Here is a 16,214-nt window from a genome sequence, read left to right on the forward strand (position 1 = left end):
TGCAATTGTCAGCAGTTTGTCAGCATTTCCTCAGGGAAATGCAAGCTTGCTCGGCTACACTATTAAACGTGCACATTGATAACAGGAGCAAGCCATGAAAACCAGCCAGCGCGGCTTTACCCTGATCGAGATTATGGTCGCCGTGGCCATCGTCGGAATACTGATGGCCTTTGCCATCCCGTCCTACACGGAATACGTGATCCGCGGCCGTCTGAGTGAAGCTTTCACGGCGCTGGGCGGGGCCCAGCCCGCAGCCGAGCAGTACTGGGCGAATAACCGCAGCTATGCGGGCTTCGACGCTGCCGCAGCTTTCCCGGCCGGCACGGCCAACTTCAGCTATGCGCTGACCACGGCCACCGCCTCGACCTACACCATCACGGCCACCGGCAGCGGCAAGATGGCCGGCTTTATCTACACCATAGACCAGAATGGCACCCATGCCACCACGGGCAGCCCGACCGGCTGGGGCACCAGTGCCTCGTGCTGGGTGGACCACAAAGGTGGAGCATGTTCCAACTAATGCCGCTGCGGCCGCCGCTGGCCCGCATGCGCGGGCTGACCCTGCTCGAACTGCTGATTACGCTGACCATCTTCGGTTTCATGCTGGCCATCGGCCTGCCCAATGCCAGCAACTGGCTGCTGGCCAACCGGGCCCGCAGCGCCAGCGAGTTCTATGCAGAAGGCTTTAGCATGGCACGCCGTCAGGCCGTGCTGCACAACACCTTCAGCCGGATCAGTCTGACGCCGAATGTGAACACGGGCCAGATGAACTGGCAGGTCGATCTGTGCTTTGTCTCGGCCAATACCCAGTGCGGCGCGGCCGAGGGTGGCTGGTCTACCGTGGCCGCGGCCGCCGCCAATGATCCGGAAGGCGTGGCCGGCTTCAAGTCCGTGCTGCGGGTGGCGGATGCGCTGCCGAATTCCGAAGTCTTGTTGCCAAGTACCGTGCCGGAAGGCAGTTCGCAAGTGTATTTCACCCCCATGGGCTGGGTGGATACCCGCTTTGCTGAACGCCTGACCCGGCTGCAGCTTGATCCGTCCAGCCGCTTCCACGGCGAGGTGCCCAGCGTGGCGCTGGTGGTCACGCTGGCCGGTATGGCCACCAAATGCCAGCCCGATGTGCCGGCCTCTGATACGCGAGCCTGTCCGCCATGAAACCGCAACTGACCCCATTACATCGGCGCCCGCAAGAGCGCATCCAGCGCGGTATCGCGCTGCTGGAAGCCATGCTGGCCATCCTGATCCTCGGCATAGGCTTGCTGGGCACCATAGGCTTGCAGGCGCGCGCCTATTCGGCCCTGTCCGATGCCAGCCAGCGTGCCGAAGCCACCATGGCTGGCGAGAAGCTGCTCGGTGTGATGAATGCGGACGTGGCCAATGTGCTCAATTACGGTGTGGAGGAGGGCGAGGCCCCTACCGAGGCGCTGCAGCCCTGGGTGGACGAAACGCGCCAGTACATCCCGGATGCACTGCTGGCCGTGCAGGTGACGCCGGAAGCGCGCCGTGTGCGGGTGGATATTTCCATCCGCTGGAAGCGCAAGGCCGGCGACGATATGAATCAGCATCAGGTGACTTCCTATATTGCGAACTGATATGACCCAGTCCAAGACAAGCATGCGGCACGGCGGTTTCTCGCTGGTCGAACTGATGGTCAGCGTGGTAATCGGCATGCTGGCGCTGCTGTTCGCCACGCGCCTGATCATCAGCGGCGAATTGAACAAGGACGCTGCCGTAGGCGGCTCCGACAGCATGCAGAATGGCATGCTGGCGCTGTATTCGCTGAGTAACGATGCCGGCGAATCGGGCTGGGGCATCAATGATCCCATGCTGGCCGGCTGCGATACGGTGCTGACCGATGCGAGCGGCTATGTGTTGCCCACGGCAGTACGCGGCGGTGTCAACATCACGCCGCTCACGGCCGTGCTGATCCAGTCCAACGGTAGCAACCCTGACGTGATTGCGTTTAATAGCGGTACTTCTCAAAGCGGTAATGGTTCGGCGCGGCTGTTTGCGGATTATCTGGGCGGCGCCCAGTTCACCATTGATAGCCGCAACCCCTACACCTTCCAGATCGGCGATGTGATGGTGATCGCACCGCTGGCGCAGGGCAGCGTGCAGTGCTCGCTGGTGCAACTGTCCGGCCTCGGCGCAGCGCCGGCCAACACGCTGCTGTTCAATGCCGGCACCGGTTTCCGTTTCAATCCGGCGGGCGGGCTGGCCAATGTCTATCGCCAGAACGTCAGCTATATCTACAATCTGGGGCCGGCCACCCAGTTGCATTTCCATACCTGGTCGGTGGCCAACGGCGTGCTGCTGCTGCGTGCCGCCGAACTGCCCGGCGCCGAGCGCGCCGGCGTGTCGGTCACCGACAATGTGGTCAGCATCAAGGGCCAGTACGGCTTCGATACGCGCGTAGTGGCCGGCACCTACGACCCCAACCCCACTGGCAACGGCATGCAGATCACGGCTTGGAGTGCCACCATGATTGATGCCGATGGCGATGGCGTGGTGGGCAGCCCCGGCGACTACCAGCGCATCGCTGCCGTGCGGCTGGCCGTGGTGGCACGCAGCAAGACGGTGGAAAAGCCCGATAGCAAAGGCCAGTGCACGGCCACGACGGAACTGCCGACCGTGTTTGCCAGTGCGGCACCGGCCACGGTGGAGGCCGTGCCCATGCAGGTGAATGTGGCCGTGGCGGGCGATACGCTGGCGTGGCAGTGCTATCGCTACCGCGTGTTCGAAAACATCGTCCCTATCCGTAACGCGCAATGGAGGCCATGATGCACAAGCGTCGCCTGCAGCGCGGCATAGCGCTGCCCATCATGCTGATCATGCTGACCGTGATGCTGGTCAGTAGCATCTATCTGCTCAAGTCCAGCACGTCGACCACGCTGACCACCTCGAATCTGGCCTACGAGGCGGCGCTCAGCAAGGCGGCCGATCTGGGTGTGCATACGGCGTTTGCCTATCTGCGCGATATCCCCAACAATGCACTGCTGGAATCGAACCAGGCGGCAGCCGGCTATGTGGCCACCATGGCGCCCACCTGGACCGTCAGCACGCCGGCCTTCTGGCTAGGCTCGGTGACGCTGCCGCCCGATGCGTCGGGTAACCGGGTGGAATACGTGATCCACCGTCTGTGCGATTTCGCCGGCCCTTACAATGCCGTCAACAACCGCTGCCAGCTCACTTCGGCGCGGCCGAATTCCAAGACCAGCCAGCCTTACGGCCGCAGCGGCCGTTCGGATAGCCCGAATTACCTTGACCAGCCCCAGCTCCACTACGTGGTTACAGCGCGCATCGCCGGTGCGCGCGGTGGCAATGTGGTGACGCAGGGCGTCATCATGAAAGGGCCTTAAGGCCCTGTACTCTGGATGGATCACATCATGAACAAGCTGCGCTTAGCGTTCACCACTTTCCTGTCGCTGGCTGCCTTATGTGGCGTCGCGCCGCTGGCACAGGCCGGCCTGACCCAGATTGCGCAAGTGCCGTTGCTGAACATCTCCGGCACGGGCACCGTCAAGCCCAATCTGATGCTGCTGTTCGATAACTCCGGTTCGATGGACCAGACTTACACGCCGGACTACGTCAACGATAATCTCTGCCGCAGCGCTGCCACGCTGCAGGCCGGCGTGACGGCTTGCGCCGTGGGCCACCCGCCGTTCATGAGCCCGGACTTCAACAAGCAGTACTACAATCCGGCCATCCGCTATGTGGTACCGGTCAAGGCCGACGGCAGCTACTACCCCGAGCAGAATGCCACCAATACCAGCAACTGGACTTCGGTCACGGGCGACGGCTTCGGTGCGCGCAAGAACGATATGGCCGGTAACATCGTCACCTCGAACATCAATCTGGTGACCGGCTTCCCCGACCTGAAATGGTGCTCGGGCGGCAGCTGCCAGTTCAACACTTCGAGCTACACCTATCCCGACGCGACCTACCAGACGGCGACAGCGATTACCACGGGGCCGTATTACTACACCATAGGCGTAGGGCAGTTCTGCACGGATGAAACCATGAAGACCTGCAAATCGACGGCCGTAGGCGCGACTGCGCCGGCCGGTTATCCTGTGCCCGTCAAGGTGCGCTGGTGCAGCGACCGTTTGCTGACCCAGTGCCAGGGCAAGCGCGTGGGCAGCTACATCTATCCGGCCTATTCCACGCCTACCGGCGCCGTGGCTTCCTACGGCACCATCGCCATCGGCGCTTCCGCAACGGCCAGCTCTCTGACCATTACCAGCGTGGTGGTCAACAGCGCCACCACGATTACCAATGGCACGGTGACAGCACCTACCGGCACCAATAGCCTGATCAAGCAGCAGACCATGGCCAGCGCACTGGCGGCCAACATCATTGCCACTTCGGTTAATCTGGGCGCCAGTTCGAGCAAGCTGTATTACGCCTGCGTGCGTACGCCGACAGGGCAGCCAAGCGTGCCCGCGTGTACCGCTTTTGGTATTACGCTCAGTTCGGAGAATGTGGTGGCCGTGCTGCCGGTTAGCTGCACGGGCAGTGTCAGCGTGGCCAACTGCCAGCCGCTGACGGACAACTCGCGCGCCGGCTGGGGCCTGGCTGTGACGGCTCCCTCGGTTGTGACGACGCCATATGCACCCGGTGCGGCCGTGATCACTTTCAGCGGCACGGCCACTTCGTCATCGTTGACCGCCATCCTGAAAAGCCTGAGCTATGCGGGCACCACGCTGATCGGCGCTTCGTCCGGCAGCAGCCCCGCCTATCTGAGTCTGGGCAAAGGCCGTACGCCCGCGCAGATCGCCAGTTCCGTGGTCAGTGCCATCGGCACTGCAGGCACCATCAAAGCCTATCTGGGCAACAGCAGCAACTGCCCGAGTGGCTATACCAGTAGCAGCGTCTGTCTGGTCAACTGGGCCGCGACGGATAATACGGCCAGCATCAGTGCGTTCACCATGGACAATCAGGGCAGCATCAGTTGGAACCGTTCAGCCACCAGCGGCTTTGTAGCGGCTGTAAACGATGCGGTTCCTGTCTCCACCAGCGCGCTCTCGGCCGGTTCCGGCGCGCCCAATCCTTTCGTGCGGGTGAATATCGTCAGCGGCCAGACCTATCCGAAAAGTACCGACCGCACCGACTGTCTGGGCGCCAGTAGCTGTAGCTATAGCGAGGAAATGACCAACTTCGCCAACTGGTATGTGTACTACAAGAGCCGGCTGCAAATGATGAAGACCTCGGTCGGTATCGCCTTCTCGGCTATCACTTCGAATTACAAGGTCGGTTACGTCAAGCTGTCGAATGCCGGTGCCGGCGGCGCCATCGATCTGAAGCCGGCCGATTTTGCCGGTACGGCGCGCGCTAGCTGGTACACGGCGCTGTACAACACCACCACTTCCGGCTCCACGCCGATCCGCACGGCGATGGACAATGTGGGGCGCATGTTCGGCAATCTCTCGCCCTACAACTATGCGGCCGGACAGGAAGTAGTGCAGTACCCGTGTCAGCAGAATTTCATGATCCTCACTACGGATGGTTACTGGAACGGCAGCAGCACTGCCAACGTGACGAATAACGACAACGTGGAAAACGTGGCCCGTTTCTGCACCCAGGCGCGCGGCTGTGTGGATACGCGCGCCCAGACTCAGCCTTCGATTTCCGACGTGGCGCTGCACTGGTATAACGGCGGTTCCAGCACCGGCACGGTATCGCTGCGGCCTTCGCTGGAGCCGGATATGAGCAAGCCCGGTTCGGTGCCGGCAGCCGCCGGCGAAAACACCCACTTGCACATGAATACCTACACGCTGGGGCTGGGCGTAGACGGGGTGATGACTTATGAACCGAACTACGATAGCGCACCCAAGGCCGATGGTGATTTCTACAAGCTGATTACAGGTGCTACTTCGGGCTGTCCGTGGAATAGCAATGGTGCTTATGTCTGGCCCGATCCCGATACGACCAACACGGCCAGCACCGTGCAGGAGCGGGTGGACGACCTGTGGCATGCCGCCATCAACGGCCATGGTAAATACTTCAGCGCGCAGGACCCGAAGGATGTGGTGAGCGGCCTCAGTGAAGCGCTGTCGAATATGCAGGTGCATGTGGGTGCTGCGGCGGCTGCGGCAACCTCCACGCCCAACATCACACTGACCGATAACGATATCTTCTCCGATACCTTCACCACCGTAAAATGGTTCGGCGAACTGTCCGACCGCAAGATCGATAGCACGGACGGCAGTGTCTCCAGTACGGTCACCTGGACTACCAGCGATACGCTGGGCAAAAAGGTTGGCGCCAGCAGCGATACGCGCCGCATCTATATGTACAACACGGCAGGCAGCTATGGCGGTACGCCGGACGAATTCCGCTTTGCGAACATGAAGGGGGCGGCGCCGGCATGGTTTGCCAACAAGTGCAGCGCCTTGCCACAGTGCGCGCTGCTGTCGGCCAGCGACAAGGCGCTGGTGAATGACGGCAGCAATCTGGTCAACTGGCTGCGCGGCCAGCAGCAGTACGCCAACGATACGCTGTTCCGCGCCTACAGCATGACCACCAACACGCCGGCTGGCGCCAGCGGCCCTATCCCCATTGTGCTGGGTGATATTGCTTCGTCCAAGCCCGCCTATGTGCGCGATCCGCGCAATGACTACTCGGATACCGACTACGTCACCTTCAAGGATAACTACGGCAATCCCTCCAGCCCCAACTACCGCAGCGGTGCCGTGTTCACGGCTGCCAATGACGGCATGCTGCACGCTTTTAACTCTGCCACGGGTGACGAGCTGTGGGCTTACGTGCCGCGCACCACTATGAAGAAGCTGTACGGGCTGGCCAGCACCATCTACAGCACCAACCACCAGTTCACGGCCGACGGTTCGCCCGAAGTGGCCGACATCAAGACCTCGGGCGGTAGCTGGCGCACGGTGCTGGTGGCGGGGCTGAACGGGGGCGGGCGCGGCTACTATGCGCTCGATATCACCGATACCAGCAACCCCAAGCAACTGTGGGAGTTCTGCGCCGACGCTGCGGTTTGTCCGCTCAGCGATGGTGATCTGGGACTGAGCTTCGGCAATCCCCAGTTTGGGACGCTGGCCAGCGGCCGCTGGGTGGTATTCCTCACCTCAGGCTATAACAACGTGCCGGGTTCGGATGGTGTGGGCAGCGGTAATGGCAAAGGCTATCTGTATGTGCTGGATGCTTATACGGGCGAGCTGCTCAACAAGATCACCACCAATTCCGGCGATACCACCACGCCTTCGGGACTGGCCAAGATCTCGGCCATCAGCGCCGATCCCGGTGCCGACCCGCGCGTCAACTACATCTATGGCGGCGATAATCAGGGCCAGATGTGGCGCTTCGACCTGACTGCATCGAGCGGCGCAATTACCGTCAAGCTGCTCGGCGATGCCGGCGCAACCAAGCCGATTACTACGCGGCCCGACGTGACCATGTGCGCCGTGCCTGTGCAGACGGAAGTCAACGGCGTCACCGTCAACAGCACGGCCGGCGTGCGCGTGGTGCTGTTTGGTACGGGCCGTTTGCTTGATGTGCCCGATACCACGGATACCTCGATCCAGAGCCTGTATCTGCTCAAGGATGGCGGCAGCACGATAGCCGATATCCGTGGCGCCACCATGGTCAAGCAGACCCTGAGCGCGCTGGGCTCGGGCAGCAATATCAACACTTACCAGATCACCAGCAATCCGGTCGATCTGACCCAGAAGGATGGCTGGTATTTCGACTGGGCGCTGAATGCAGGCGAGCGGATGAATCTGGACCCGCAGATCGTCAGCGGGGTGGCCAATGTGGTGACCAATCTGCCCACGTCCTCGTCGGCCTGCTCGGTGGGCGGCTCCAGCAATCTGTATCAGGTGAACGTGTGCAATGGGCAGGCTATCGGCAGCCATCCGGTTGGATTGACGCTGTCGAATACTTCGGCGGCAGTGGGCTTCATCATCATCCGCCTGCCTAATGGCCAGTTGAAAATGGTGACCACGCTGGCTGACGGCAGCAACAAGACTTCGCCCTTGTCGGAACAGATCTCGGCCGATGCCCACCGCAGCGGCTGGCGCCGGGTGAAAGGCGAATAGCCGGCAGCCAGCAGGATGGGCAGCAGCTCCCGTGCGGGGAAACAAATCACCGATAGGGACGAAGTTCCGGTAAAATCGAGGGTTTTGCAGAACCGCACCAGATTACGTACAAATGTCCAACGATATCGAAAATGTAAGCCCCGAGCCCGCTGACGAACAAGTGGTCGTCACCAGCTCCAAAACGCCGGCGCTGATCGCCCGCGAAGTGCAGCGCCGCCGTACTTTCGGCATTATTTCTCACCCGGATGCGGGTAAGACCACGCTGACCGAAAAGCTGCTGCTGTTCTCGGGTGCGATCCAGATGGCCGGTACCGTCAAGGCCCGCAAGAGCGGCCGCCACGCCACCTCGGACTGGATGGAGATCGAGAAGCAGCGCGGCATTTCCGTGGCTTCCTCGGTGATGCAGTTCGAATTCCGCGATCACGTGGTCAACCTGCTCGACACCCCGGGCCACCAGGACTTCTCGGAAGATACCTACCGCGTGCTGACGGCGGTGGACTCGGCGCTGATGGTGATCGATGCGGCCAAAGGTGTGGAAGCCCAGACCATCAAGCTGCTCGACGTCTGCCGTATGCGCAATACGCCTATTGTCACCTTCATGAACAAGCTGGACCGCGAAACCCGCGACCCGTTGGAACTGCTGGACGAGCTGGAATCGGTCCTGAAGATCAAGTGCGCGCCCGTGACCTGGCCTATCGGCATGGGCAAGAACTTCCGCGGTGTGTACCACCTGCTCAACGACGAGATCATGCTGTTCAAGGCCGGTGAAGAGAAGGCCGACGGTGCTTTCGAAATCATCAAGGGCATTGATAACCCGCGCCTGCAGGAGATGTTCCCGCTCGAGATGGATCAGCTGCGCATGGAAGTAGAACTCGTGCATGGCGCTTCCAATCCCTTCGATCTGGAGCAGTTCCTGGCCGGTATCCAGACCCCCGTGTTCTTCGGCTCCGCCATCAACAACTTCGGCGTACGCGAAATTCTGTCGGCTCTGGTGGACTGGGCGCCGGCACCGCGCGCACGCGATGCCACGGTACGCGCCGTCGCGCCGACCGAGACGCCGTTCTCCGGCTTCGTGTTCAAGATCCAGGCCAATATGGATCCGGCGCACCGCGACCGTATCGCCTTCCTGCGCGTCTGCTCGGGCCGTTTCGAGCGCGGCATGAAGGTCAAGCATCTGCGTCTGGGCCGCGAAATCAAGGTGTCGTCGGTGGTGACCTTCATGGCATCCTCGCGCGAACAGGTGGAAGAGGCTTACGCCGGCGACATTATCGGCCTGCCTAACCACGGCAATATGCAGATCGGCGACTCGTTCTCCGAAGGCGAAATGCTGACCTTTACCGGCATTCCGTACTTCGCGCCGGACTTCTTCCGCTCCGTGCGCATTCTGAACCCGCTGAAAATCAAGCAGCTGCACAAAGGCTTGCAGCAGCTGGGCGAAGAGGGCGCGGTACAGGTGTTCAAGCCGGTGCAGGGCGGCGAGCTGGTACTGGGCGCGGTCGGTGTGCTGCAGTTCGAGGTGGTGGCCAGCCGTCTGAAAAACGAGTACGGTGTGGAAGCCGTGTTCGAAGGCACCAGCATCAGCAGCGCACGCTGGATTTCCAGCGACGATAAGAAGGCCCTGTCCGACTTCGAAAACTCGCTGGGCCACAATGTGGCTTACGATGCAGCTGGTAATATGGCCTATCTGGCTACCTCCAGCGTCAACCTGCGCCTGACCGAAGAGCGCTGGCCCAAGCTGAAGTTCCACGCCACCCGCGAGCACTCGGCCAAACTGGTCTAAGTCTCTCTCTGCGATGGCAGCAGTCTGCCATCGCAGCATCTGTAGCGCCGTCCGGCCTTGCCGGCTGCCGCGTCGGAATCTTCCTCCGTCCTATCCGTAAAAGCTGCATTACTGAAGTGCTTGATTAATCGCAAGATTGCATCGAGGCATGGGCAGTATCGTATGGCATCTTTGCTGTCGGAGGACACCATGCGTGCTGTATTTGTCACCCTGCTTGCCGCTAGCCAGCTGGCACTGGCCGCGCCCAGCGAGCGCGACGCGATGGCGCTGGCCGTCAAGGGCGCCCGCTATATGCAGGAGCATGGCAAGTATGCCCTGATCGCCTGCATCAACCGCAAAGATCCCGCATTCAATCAGGGTACGCTCTACCTCGCCATGCGCGACCTGAACGGCATCACCATCGCCCATCCCACCACCGCCCTGATCGGCAAGAACCTGCTCGATGTGCCTGATGCGGACGGCAAGCTATTCCGCCACGAGATGCTGGCGCTGGCGCGCGGCAAAGGCAGCGGCTGGGTCGACTACAAATTCCTCAACCCCAGAACGGGCAAGGTGGAAGCCAAGACTACCTATGTGTTGCGGGTGGATGATGTGGCGCTGGAAGCAGGCGTCTACAAGCACGAGGACGGTGCGGGCCAGCACTGAGTCTGGCGCTGCTCGCCTCATGATTTCGCCGGTATTGAGCCAATAATAAGCAAGCCACGAGAGGGACTATGTTAAGCAAACTGCGGATAGGGCCGAAACTGCTGCTGGCACCGGGGGTGGTGCTGATACTGCTGCTGGTGCTGTCGATAGGCGCGTATGCGGGACTGCTGCGCCAGCACCAGCGGCTGGAGGAAATGGTGCAGCTGCGCGCCGTGCGGCTGAAGGCGGCCGATGATCTGGTGATCAGTGCCCACAAGGCGCACGCCGAAGCCTACCAGCTACTGACATGGATAAACGCCAGTTTCTCGACGGCGCGGGTGGATGCGCTGCTGCGCGAACTGCATGCGCGCCATGCGGTGCTCGATAGCCAGTTTGCCCGGCTCGAAATGAACACTCAAAACCAGCCGGCCGAGCAGCGCTATGTGGCGCAGTCGCAGGCGGCGTATGGGCTGTATGTGAAAGCCGTGGCCGATGTGATTGAGCTGAGCATGGCCGATCATTCGATGGCGGCCAACGCCATGTCCAAGGCCGAGCGCAGTTTCGACGTGGTGGCGCAACGGCTCGACGAACTGGCACGGCTGGAGCAGAGCCTCAGCGTGAACGCGTATGCACTTGCCGAGAGCGAGTTCGCCACCTTGAAAACCACGATGCCGCTGCTGGTAGCCGTGTCGATTGCCTTATCGCTGCTGGTGTCGTTGCAGGTACGGCGTGCGTTGCTGCGCGAGCTGCACGATATCGGCAGCACCGCCAGCAATCTGGCGCAGGGCAATCTGACGGTGCAGCAGCGCAGCTATGGGCGCGACGAGATTGCCGAAACGGCGCGCACACTGGATGGCAGCATACGCAATCTGAACGCCACGCTCAGGAATATCTTGAGCTCCGCGCAAACCATAGGTAGCGCTTCGCGCATGATCGCGGCCGGCACGGCGGACCTGCACATCAACGGGCTCGATAACGCCACCCAGCAAAAACTGGCGCTGGTGGAGCAGGCCGCCATGGCGGCCAGCAGCCTGCAGCAGCAGGCGGTCGATCTGTCCGAGGCTGTGGCCAAATTCAAGCTGGACGACTACACGCCGGCCGATCCGCCCGGCGCTCCGGAGCGCAACAGCCGCAAGCATCTGAGTGCTGTGCGCAACTGAAGCTGGCTAGGCCCGTAGCGGTTTCCAGCGGTCGCCGGGCTGCTGCAGGTATCTGGCGTACACATAGCGCCACGGCATGGCCAGCGGGATAATGATGACGCCGGCGCATTCATACAGCGTGCTGATGGTTGCTTCATCAATCTGGCCGGAACGCCATGCGGGCAGGGCTATGGCCAGCATCCAGATGACTTTCCACATCAGTTCCCACATCAGCACGGGCAGCATCTGCAACGGATAACGCAGGCCCAGTATGCACAGCAGGCTGAAAGCGGTCAGCATGCAGCGGACTACGCCGGTGGATAGCGTCCATGGTTGGGCATGGTGCAGCACGCCCGGCCAGACCACCACGGCCAGACCGCAGCTGATAATCAGGTAGACAAGGCGCAGCAGGTACAGTCTTACGGTGGATACTTCTGGCATGGTGGGCTCCCGCTCAGGTGATTATTCGACTTGCTTGAGGACTTGCTCGATGGCGGCGATACGTGTTTTCAGGTCGGCCAGATCGGCCTTCATGCCGCTCAGTGACTGTGCCGTGCTGCTCTGGGCATCGAGTGCCTGCTGTGCCATGGCGCGATAGGCTTCCTCGTGTGCATAGCGCAGTCTGGCCTGCTGCACGTTGGCGTAGTAGCGCAGCGCCGCGACGATGATGATGGCCAGCAGAGGCAGGATGATGGTCAGGAAATATACATGTTCAGCCATAGTCGTCTCTTATTCAGGTTGATCGGTCAGGGTGGCGGCGGCCGCTGCCAGCAGGGTAGGCGTGAGCCGGACGTCGAACGGTGCTACTTCGAAAAAATTGAGTGCTTTGCCATCGGCTGACAGTTCCATCTGGCTGGTGACCAGCCCTGCGTCTTCCAGCTTCTGCAAGTGCAGATGCAGCAAGGGACGGCTGATCCCCAGTTCGCGCGCCAGCTGGCTGACGTAGTTGCGACCATGGCTGGTCAGCATGCCCATGATGCGCAAGCGGTGCGGGTTGGAGAGGGCCGCCAGCATGGCTAGCAACTGGTCGCCTTGCAGATGTTGTGATTTATCTGTCATGTGTAAACATTATCTGACAGGTGGTGGCGCGTCAAGCGGATTTTTGCGAACTAGGCGGGCCGGGAATAAAAAAGGGCCAGACCTTGCGGTCTGACCCTCGCTGCTGCAGGCTGCCGCAGCAGCCATATCAGACAGGTACAGAATTACTCGTAGTCGCTCATCGGCGCGCAGCCGCAGAACAGGTTACGGTCGCCATAGACGTTGTCGGCACGGCCGACTGGTGGCCAGTACTTCTGCTTGCGCAGCGATGGCACTGGGTAGGCAGCGACTTCGCGGCTGTACTGGCGTTCCCACTTGTCGGCGGTCAGCACTTCAGCGGTGTGCGGAGCGAACTTCAGCGGGTTGTCCAGCTTGTCGAACTCGCCGCTTTCCACCTTGGCGATCTCGCCGCGGATGGTGATCATGGCGTCGATGAAGCGGTCCATTTCGGCTTTCGATTCCGACTCGGTCGGCTCGATCATCAGCGTGCCCGGTACCGGGAAGCTCATGGTCGGCGCGTGGAAGCCGAAGTCCATCAGGCGCTTGGCCACGTCTTCGTTGCTGATGCCGGTGGCATCCTGCAGCGGACGCAGGTCGATGATGCACTCGTGCGCAACCAGACCGTCGTGGCCCGAGTACAGCACTGGGTAGTGCGGCGACAGGCGGCGGGCGATGTAGTTGGCGTTCAGGATGGCCGTTTCGGTCGCAGCGGTCAGGCCTTCTGCGCCCATCATGGCGATGTACATCCACGAGATCGGCAGAATGCTGGCCGAGCCGAATGGTGCAGCGCTAACCGAGCTGATACCGTCTTCGCTGCGTACATAGCCGTTGGAGCGCTGGTTAGGCAGGAACTTGGCGAGGTGTGCACCCACGCCGATAGGGCCTACGCCCGGGCCGCCACCACCGTGCGGAATGCAGAAGGTTTTGTGCAGGTTCAGGTGCGATACGTCGCCGCCGAAGGCGCCCGGTGCGGCCACGCCCACCAGTGCATTCATGTTGGCGCCGTCGATATAGACCTGGCCGCCGTGGCTGTGGATGATTTCGCACAGTTCCTGGATGCCTTCTTCGAACACACCGTGGGTCGATGGGTAGGTCACCATCACGCAGGCCAGATTCTTCGAGTGCAGTTCGGCCTTGGCTTTCAGGTCGGCCAGATCGACGTTACCGTTGGCGTCGCAAGCGGTGACGACCACCTGCATGCCGACCATGTTGGCCGAAGCAGGGTTGGTGCCGTGTGCCGAGGATGGAATCAGGCAGATGTTGCGGTGGCCTTCGCCACGCGACTGGTGGTAAGCCTGAATTACCAGCAGGCCGGCGTATTCGCCTTGCGAACCGGCGTTAGGCTGCAGCGAGATGGCGGCGTAGCCGGTCACTGCGCACAGCATTTCTTCCAGCTGGGCGATCATTTCGCGGTAGCCCACGGTTTGCGCCTGTGGTGCAAACGGGTGGATGTTGGAGAATTCAGGCCACGTCACAGGGATCATTTCCGAAGTGGCGTTCAGCTTCATGGTGCACGAACCCAGAGGGATCATGGTGCGGTCCAGCGCCAGATCCTTGTCGGCCAGTGCGCGCAGGTAGCGCAGCATCTCGGTTTCCGAGTGGTAGCGGTTGAACACCGGGTGGCTCAGGTAGGCGCTGGTGCGGGCCAGTTCAGCGGCGTAGGCTGGTGCCACGGTTGCTTCCACAGCGTCCAGATCCGGGCAGACGGTGCTGCTGCCGGCGGCCTGTGCGAACACGGTCCACAGCAGGGCGATGTCGTCGCGGGTGGTGGTTTCGTCCAGCGATACGCCGACGTGGGTAGCATCGATCTGGCGCAGGTTGACGCCATTGGCCAGTGCCGCAGCGTGTACGGCGGCAGCGTCTTTGACAGCCACGGTCAGGGTGTCGAAGAAGGTGGCGTTGACCACGCTGTAACCTTGGGCTTTCAGGTTGGCAGCGAGTACGCCGGTGTAGCGGTGCACGCGCTGGGCGATCTGCTGCAGGCCTTTAGGACCGTGGTAGACGGCGTACATGGACGCCATCACAGCCAGCAGCACCTGTGCGGTGCAGATGTTGGAAGTGGCTTTCTCGCGGCGGATGTGCTGCTCGCGGGTTTGCAGTGCCAGACGGTAGGCCTTGTTGCCCTGTGCGTCGATGGTCACACCGACCAGACGGCCGGACATGCTGCGCTTGAATTCGTCGCGGGTGGCCAGATAGCCGGCGTGCGGGCCGCCGAAGCCCAGCGGTACGCCGAAGCGCTGGCTGTTACCGACCACCACGTCGGCACCCCATTCGCCCGGTGGCGTCAGCATGGTCAGAGCCAGCAGGTCAGCGGCCACGATGACCATCGCGCCGGTCGCTTTGACGGTAGCAACAGCCTCTTTGTAGTCGCGCACCACACCGTTCACGCCCGGGTATTGCAGCAGCACGCCGAAAGCGTCGCTTACGCCAGCCAGTTCGGCGGCGTCAAAGGTTTTGACTTCGATGCCCAGCGGTTTAGCGCGCGTCTGTACCACTTCCAGCGTCTGCGGCAGCACATCGTTGGCGACGTAGAAGGTGGTCGACTTGGATTTGCCCACGCGCTGGATCAGCGTCATGGCTTCGGCAGCAGCCGTGCCTTCGTCCAGCATCGATGCATTGGCGATGCCCATGCCGGTCAGGTCGGTGATGGTCTGCTGGAAGTTCAGGATGGCTTCCAGACGGCCTTGCGAAATCTCTGGCTGGTAAGGGGTGTAGGCGGTGTACCAGGCCGGGTTTTCGAAGATGTTACGCAGGATGACGCCCGGCGTATGGGTGTTGTAATAGCCCTGACCGATCAGCGACTTGAGTACCTGATTTTTCGAGGCGGTGGCTTTCAGCTTGGCCAGCGCATCCTGTTCCGGCAGTGGCTGGGCATAGGCGCCCAGTGGCAGCGGGTTCTTGTTGCGGATGTTGGCTGGAACCAGTGCGTCGATCAGGGCAGCGCGCGAGGCGTAGCCGAGCAGGGACAGCATTTCTTGCTGTTCAGCGGCGTCCGGGCCGATGTGGCGGGCGATGAAGGCGTCACGCGCTTCGAGTTGGGTCAGGCTGGTACGGGTCATGATGTGTCAGGGCCGATAGAGGAATACGAGGAAAACGGGGAGGTACTACCTTGCATTGCCGCCGGCGCAGCGGCAGCACTGCGCGTGGCTAGGCAATAAGCAAAAGGCCAGCGTAGGCTGGCCTTAAGTTGCATTAATGGTCGGTGGTCTTGCCGTAGGCGGCAGCGTCCAGCAGGCCATTGATGGCGCCAGCGTCAGCTGGTTTGATCTTGAACAGCCATGCAGCGTAGGCATCGCTGTTGATCGATTCAGGAGCGTTCACCACGTCGTCGTTGACGGCGATGATTTCACCGGCGATAGGAGCGTAGATATCGCTCGCTGCTTTGACCGATTCCACCACAGCGGCGTCGTCGCCGGCGCCGAAGCTGGCACCAACTTTAGGCAGTTCGACGAAAACGATGTCGCCCAGTGCATCCTGTGCGAATTCGGTGATGCCGACGGTAACGGTGCCGTCTGCTTCAGCGCGTACCCATTCGTGGGATTCGGTGTACTTCAGGTCTGCAGGGATATTCAT

14 protein-coding genes are annotated in these 16,214 nt (G+C 61.5%); 9 read left to right on the forward strand and 5 right to left on the reverse strand.

Going from position 1 to position 16,214, the window contains the following annotated elements; genetic code table 11:
• The first annotated feature begins 94 nt into the window (after positions 1-94).
• From GM655_RS14060 to GM655_RS14100, 9 genes are all read left to right on the forward strand, one after another.
• Positions 95-520 carry a type IV pilin protein gene (locus GM655_RS14060; protein WP_155435268.1) on the forward strand — a complete coding sequence of 142 codons (426 nt, stop codon included), beginning with the start codon at positions 95-97 and terminating at the stop codon, positions 518-520.
• Positions 508-1,155 carry a prepilin-type N-terminal cleavage/methylation domain-containing protein gene (locus GM655_RS14065; protein WP_229632566.1) on the forward strand — a complete coding sequence of 216 codons (648 nt, stop codon included), beginning with the start codon at positions 508-510 and terminating at the stop codon, positions 1,153-1,155. The genes GM655_RS14060 and GM655_RS14065 overlap by 13 nt, the downstream gene beginning before the upstream one ends.
• Positions 1,152-1,592, forward strand: coding sequence for a hypothetical protein (locus GM655_RS14070; protein ID WP_155435269.1), 441 nt, complete (start codon positions 1,152-1,154; stop codon positions 1,590-1,592). Before GM655_RS14065 ends, GM655_RS14070 begins: the two co-directional genes overlap by 4 nt.
• A gap of 1 nt (position 1,593) precedes the next feature.
• Positions 1,594-2,781: a PilW family protein gene (locus GM655_RS14075; RefSeq protein WP_229632567.1), complete on the forward strand. Its 1,188-nt coding sequence runs from the start codon at positions 1,594-1,596 to the stop codon at positions 2,779-2,781.
• On the forward strand, positions 2,778-3,359 hold the full coding sequence (locus tag GM655_RS14080; protein WP_229632568.1) for a hypothetical protein: 582 nt from the start codon (positions 2,778-2,780) through the stop codon (positions 3,357-3,359). Before GM655_RS14075 ends, GM655_RS14080 begins: the two co-directional genes overlap by 4 nt.
• A 27-nt stretch (positions 3,360-3,386) precedes the next feature.
• The gene (locus tag GM655_RS14085) at positions 3,387-8,060 is read left to right on the forward strand and encodes a PilC/PilY family type IV pilus protein (RefSeq protein ID WP_155435271.1); all 4,674 of its coding nucleotides are present in this window, start codon (positions 3,387-3,389) and stop codon (positions 8,058-8,060) included.
• Between the two features lie 112 nt (positions 8,061-8,172).
• Entirely contained in the window at positions 8,173-9,840 is a 1,668-nt protein-coding gene (locus GM655_RS14090) for a peptide chain release factor 3 (protein WP_155435272.1), read from the forward strand.
• Positions 9,841-10,029: 189 nt separating this feature from the next.
• Positions 10,030-10,485, forward strand: coding sequence for a cache domain-containing protein (locus GM655_RS14095; RefSeq protein WP_155435273.1), 456 nt, complete (start codon positions 10,030-10,032; stop codon positions 10,483-10,485).
• Between the two features lie 68 nt (positions 10,486-10,553).
• On the forward strand, positions 10,554-11,624 hold the full coding sequence (locus GM655_RS14100; protein WP_155435274.1) for an MCP four helix bundle domain-containing protein: 1,071 nt from the start codon (positions 10,554-10,556) through the stop codon (positions 11,622-11,624).
• A 6-nt stretch (positions 11,625-11,630) separates the two neighbouring features.
• Here GM655_RS14100 and GM655_RS14105 read toward each other — a convergent pair whose 3' ends face one another.
• From GM655_RS14105 to gcvH, 5 genes are all read right to left on the reverse strand, one after another.
• Positions 11,631-12,044: a hypothetical protein gene (locus tag GM655_RS14105; protein ID WP_155435275.1), complete on the reverse strand. Its 414-nt coding sequence runs from the start codon at positions 12,042-12,044 to the stop codon at positions 11,631-11,633.
• A gap of 21 nt (positions 12,045-12,065) precedes the next feature.
• On the reverse strand, positions 12,066-12,323 hold the full coding sequence (locus GM655_RS14110; protein WP_155435276.1) for a hypothetical protein: 258 nt from the start codon (positions 12,321-12,323) through the stop codon (positions 12,066-12,068).
• A 9-nt stretch (positions 12,324-12,332) separates the two neighbouring features.
• Complete coding sequence (locus GM655_RS14115) at positions 12,333-12,662, reverse strand: ArsR/SmtB family transcription factor (RefSeq protein ID WP_155435277.1); 330 nt, start codon at positions 12,660-12,662, stop codon at positions 12,333-12,335.
• A gap of 143 nt (positions 12,663-12,805) precedes the next feature.
• The gene (gene gcvP / locus GM655_RS14120) at positions 12,806-15,700 is read right to left on the reverse strand and encodes an aminomethyl-transferring glycine dehydrogenase (protein WP_155435278.1); all 2,895 of its coding nucleotides are present in this window, start codon (positions 15,698-15,700) and stop codon (positions 12,806-12,808) included.
• Positions 15,701-15,833: 133 nt separating this feature from the next.
• Complete coding sequence (gene gcvH, locus GM655_RS14125) at positions 15,834-16,214, reverse strand: glycine cleavage system protein GcvH (RefSeq protein ID WP_155435279.1); 381 nt, start codon at positions 16,212-16,214, stop codon at positions 15,834-15,836.

Source organism: Pseudoduganella danionis, from assembly GCF_009720775.1.
Lineage (GTDB): Bacteria > Pseudomonadota > Gammaproteobacteria > Burkholderiales > Burkholderiaceae_D > Rugamonas > Rugamonas danionis.

What these genes read in the sequence shown, in the direction of transcription:
- GM655_RS14060 (WP_155435268.1), top strand. Translation starts at nt 95, where the DNA reads ATGAAAACCAGCCAGCGCGGCTTTACCCTGATCGAGATTATGGTCGCC.
- GM655_RS14065 (WP_229632566.1), top strand. Translation starts at nt 508, where the DNA reads ATGTTCCAACTAATGCCGCTGCGGCCGCCGCTGGCCCGCATGCGCGGG.
- GM655_RS14070 (WP_155435269.1), top strand. Translation starts at nt 1,152, where the DNA reads ATGAAACCGCAACTGACCCCATTACATCGGCGCCCGCAAGAGCGCATC.
- GM655_RS14075 (WP_229632567.1), top strand. Translation starts at nt 1,594, where the DNA reads ATGACCCAGTCCAAGACAAGCATGCGGCACGGCGGTTTCTCGCTGGTC.
- GM655_RS14080 (WP_229632568.1), top strand. Translation starts at nt 2,778, where the DNA reads ATGATGCACAAGCGTCGCCTGCAGCGCGGCATAGCGCTGCCCATCATG.
- GM655_RS14085 (WP_155435271.1), top strand. Translation starts at nt 3,387, where the DNA reads ATGAACAAGCTGCGCTTAGCGTTCACCACTTTCCTGTCGCTGGCTGCC.
- GM655_RS14090 (WP_155435272.1), top strand. Translation starts at nt 8,173, where the DNA reads ATGTCCAACGATATCGAAAATGTAAGCCCCGAGCCCGCTGACGAACAA.
- GM655_RS14095 (WP_155435273.1), top strand. Translation starts at nt 10,030, where the DNA reads ATGCGTGCTGTATTTGTCACCCTGCTTGCCGCTAGCCAGCTGGCACTG.
- GM655_RS14100 (WP_155435274.1), top strand. Translation starts at nt 10,554, where the DNA reads ATGTTAAGCAAACTGCGGATAGGGCCGAAACTGCTGCTGGCACCGGGG.
- GM655_RS14105 (WP_155435275.1), bottom strand. Translation starts at nt 12,044, where the DNA reads ATGCCAGAAGTATCCACCGTAAGACTGTACCTGCTGCGCCTTGTCTAC.
- GM655_RS14110 (WP_155435276.1), bottom strand. Translation starts at nt 12,323, where the DNA reads ATGGCTGAACATGTATATTTCCTGACCATCATCCTGCCTCTGCTGGCC.
- GM655_RS14115 (WP_155435277.1), bottom strand. Translation starts at nt 12,662, where the DNA reads ATGACAGATAAATCACAACATCTGCAAGGCGACCAGTTGCTAGCCATG.
- gcvP (WP_155435278.1), bottom strand. Translation starts at nt 15,700, where the DNA reads ATGACCCGTACCAGCCTGACCCAACTCGAAGCGCGTGACGCCTTCATC.
- gcvH (WP_155435279.1), bottom strand. Translation starts at nt 16,214, where the DNA reads ATGAATATCCCTGCAGACCTGAAGTACACCGAATCCCACGAATGGGTA.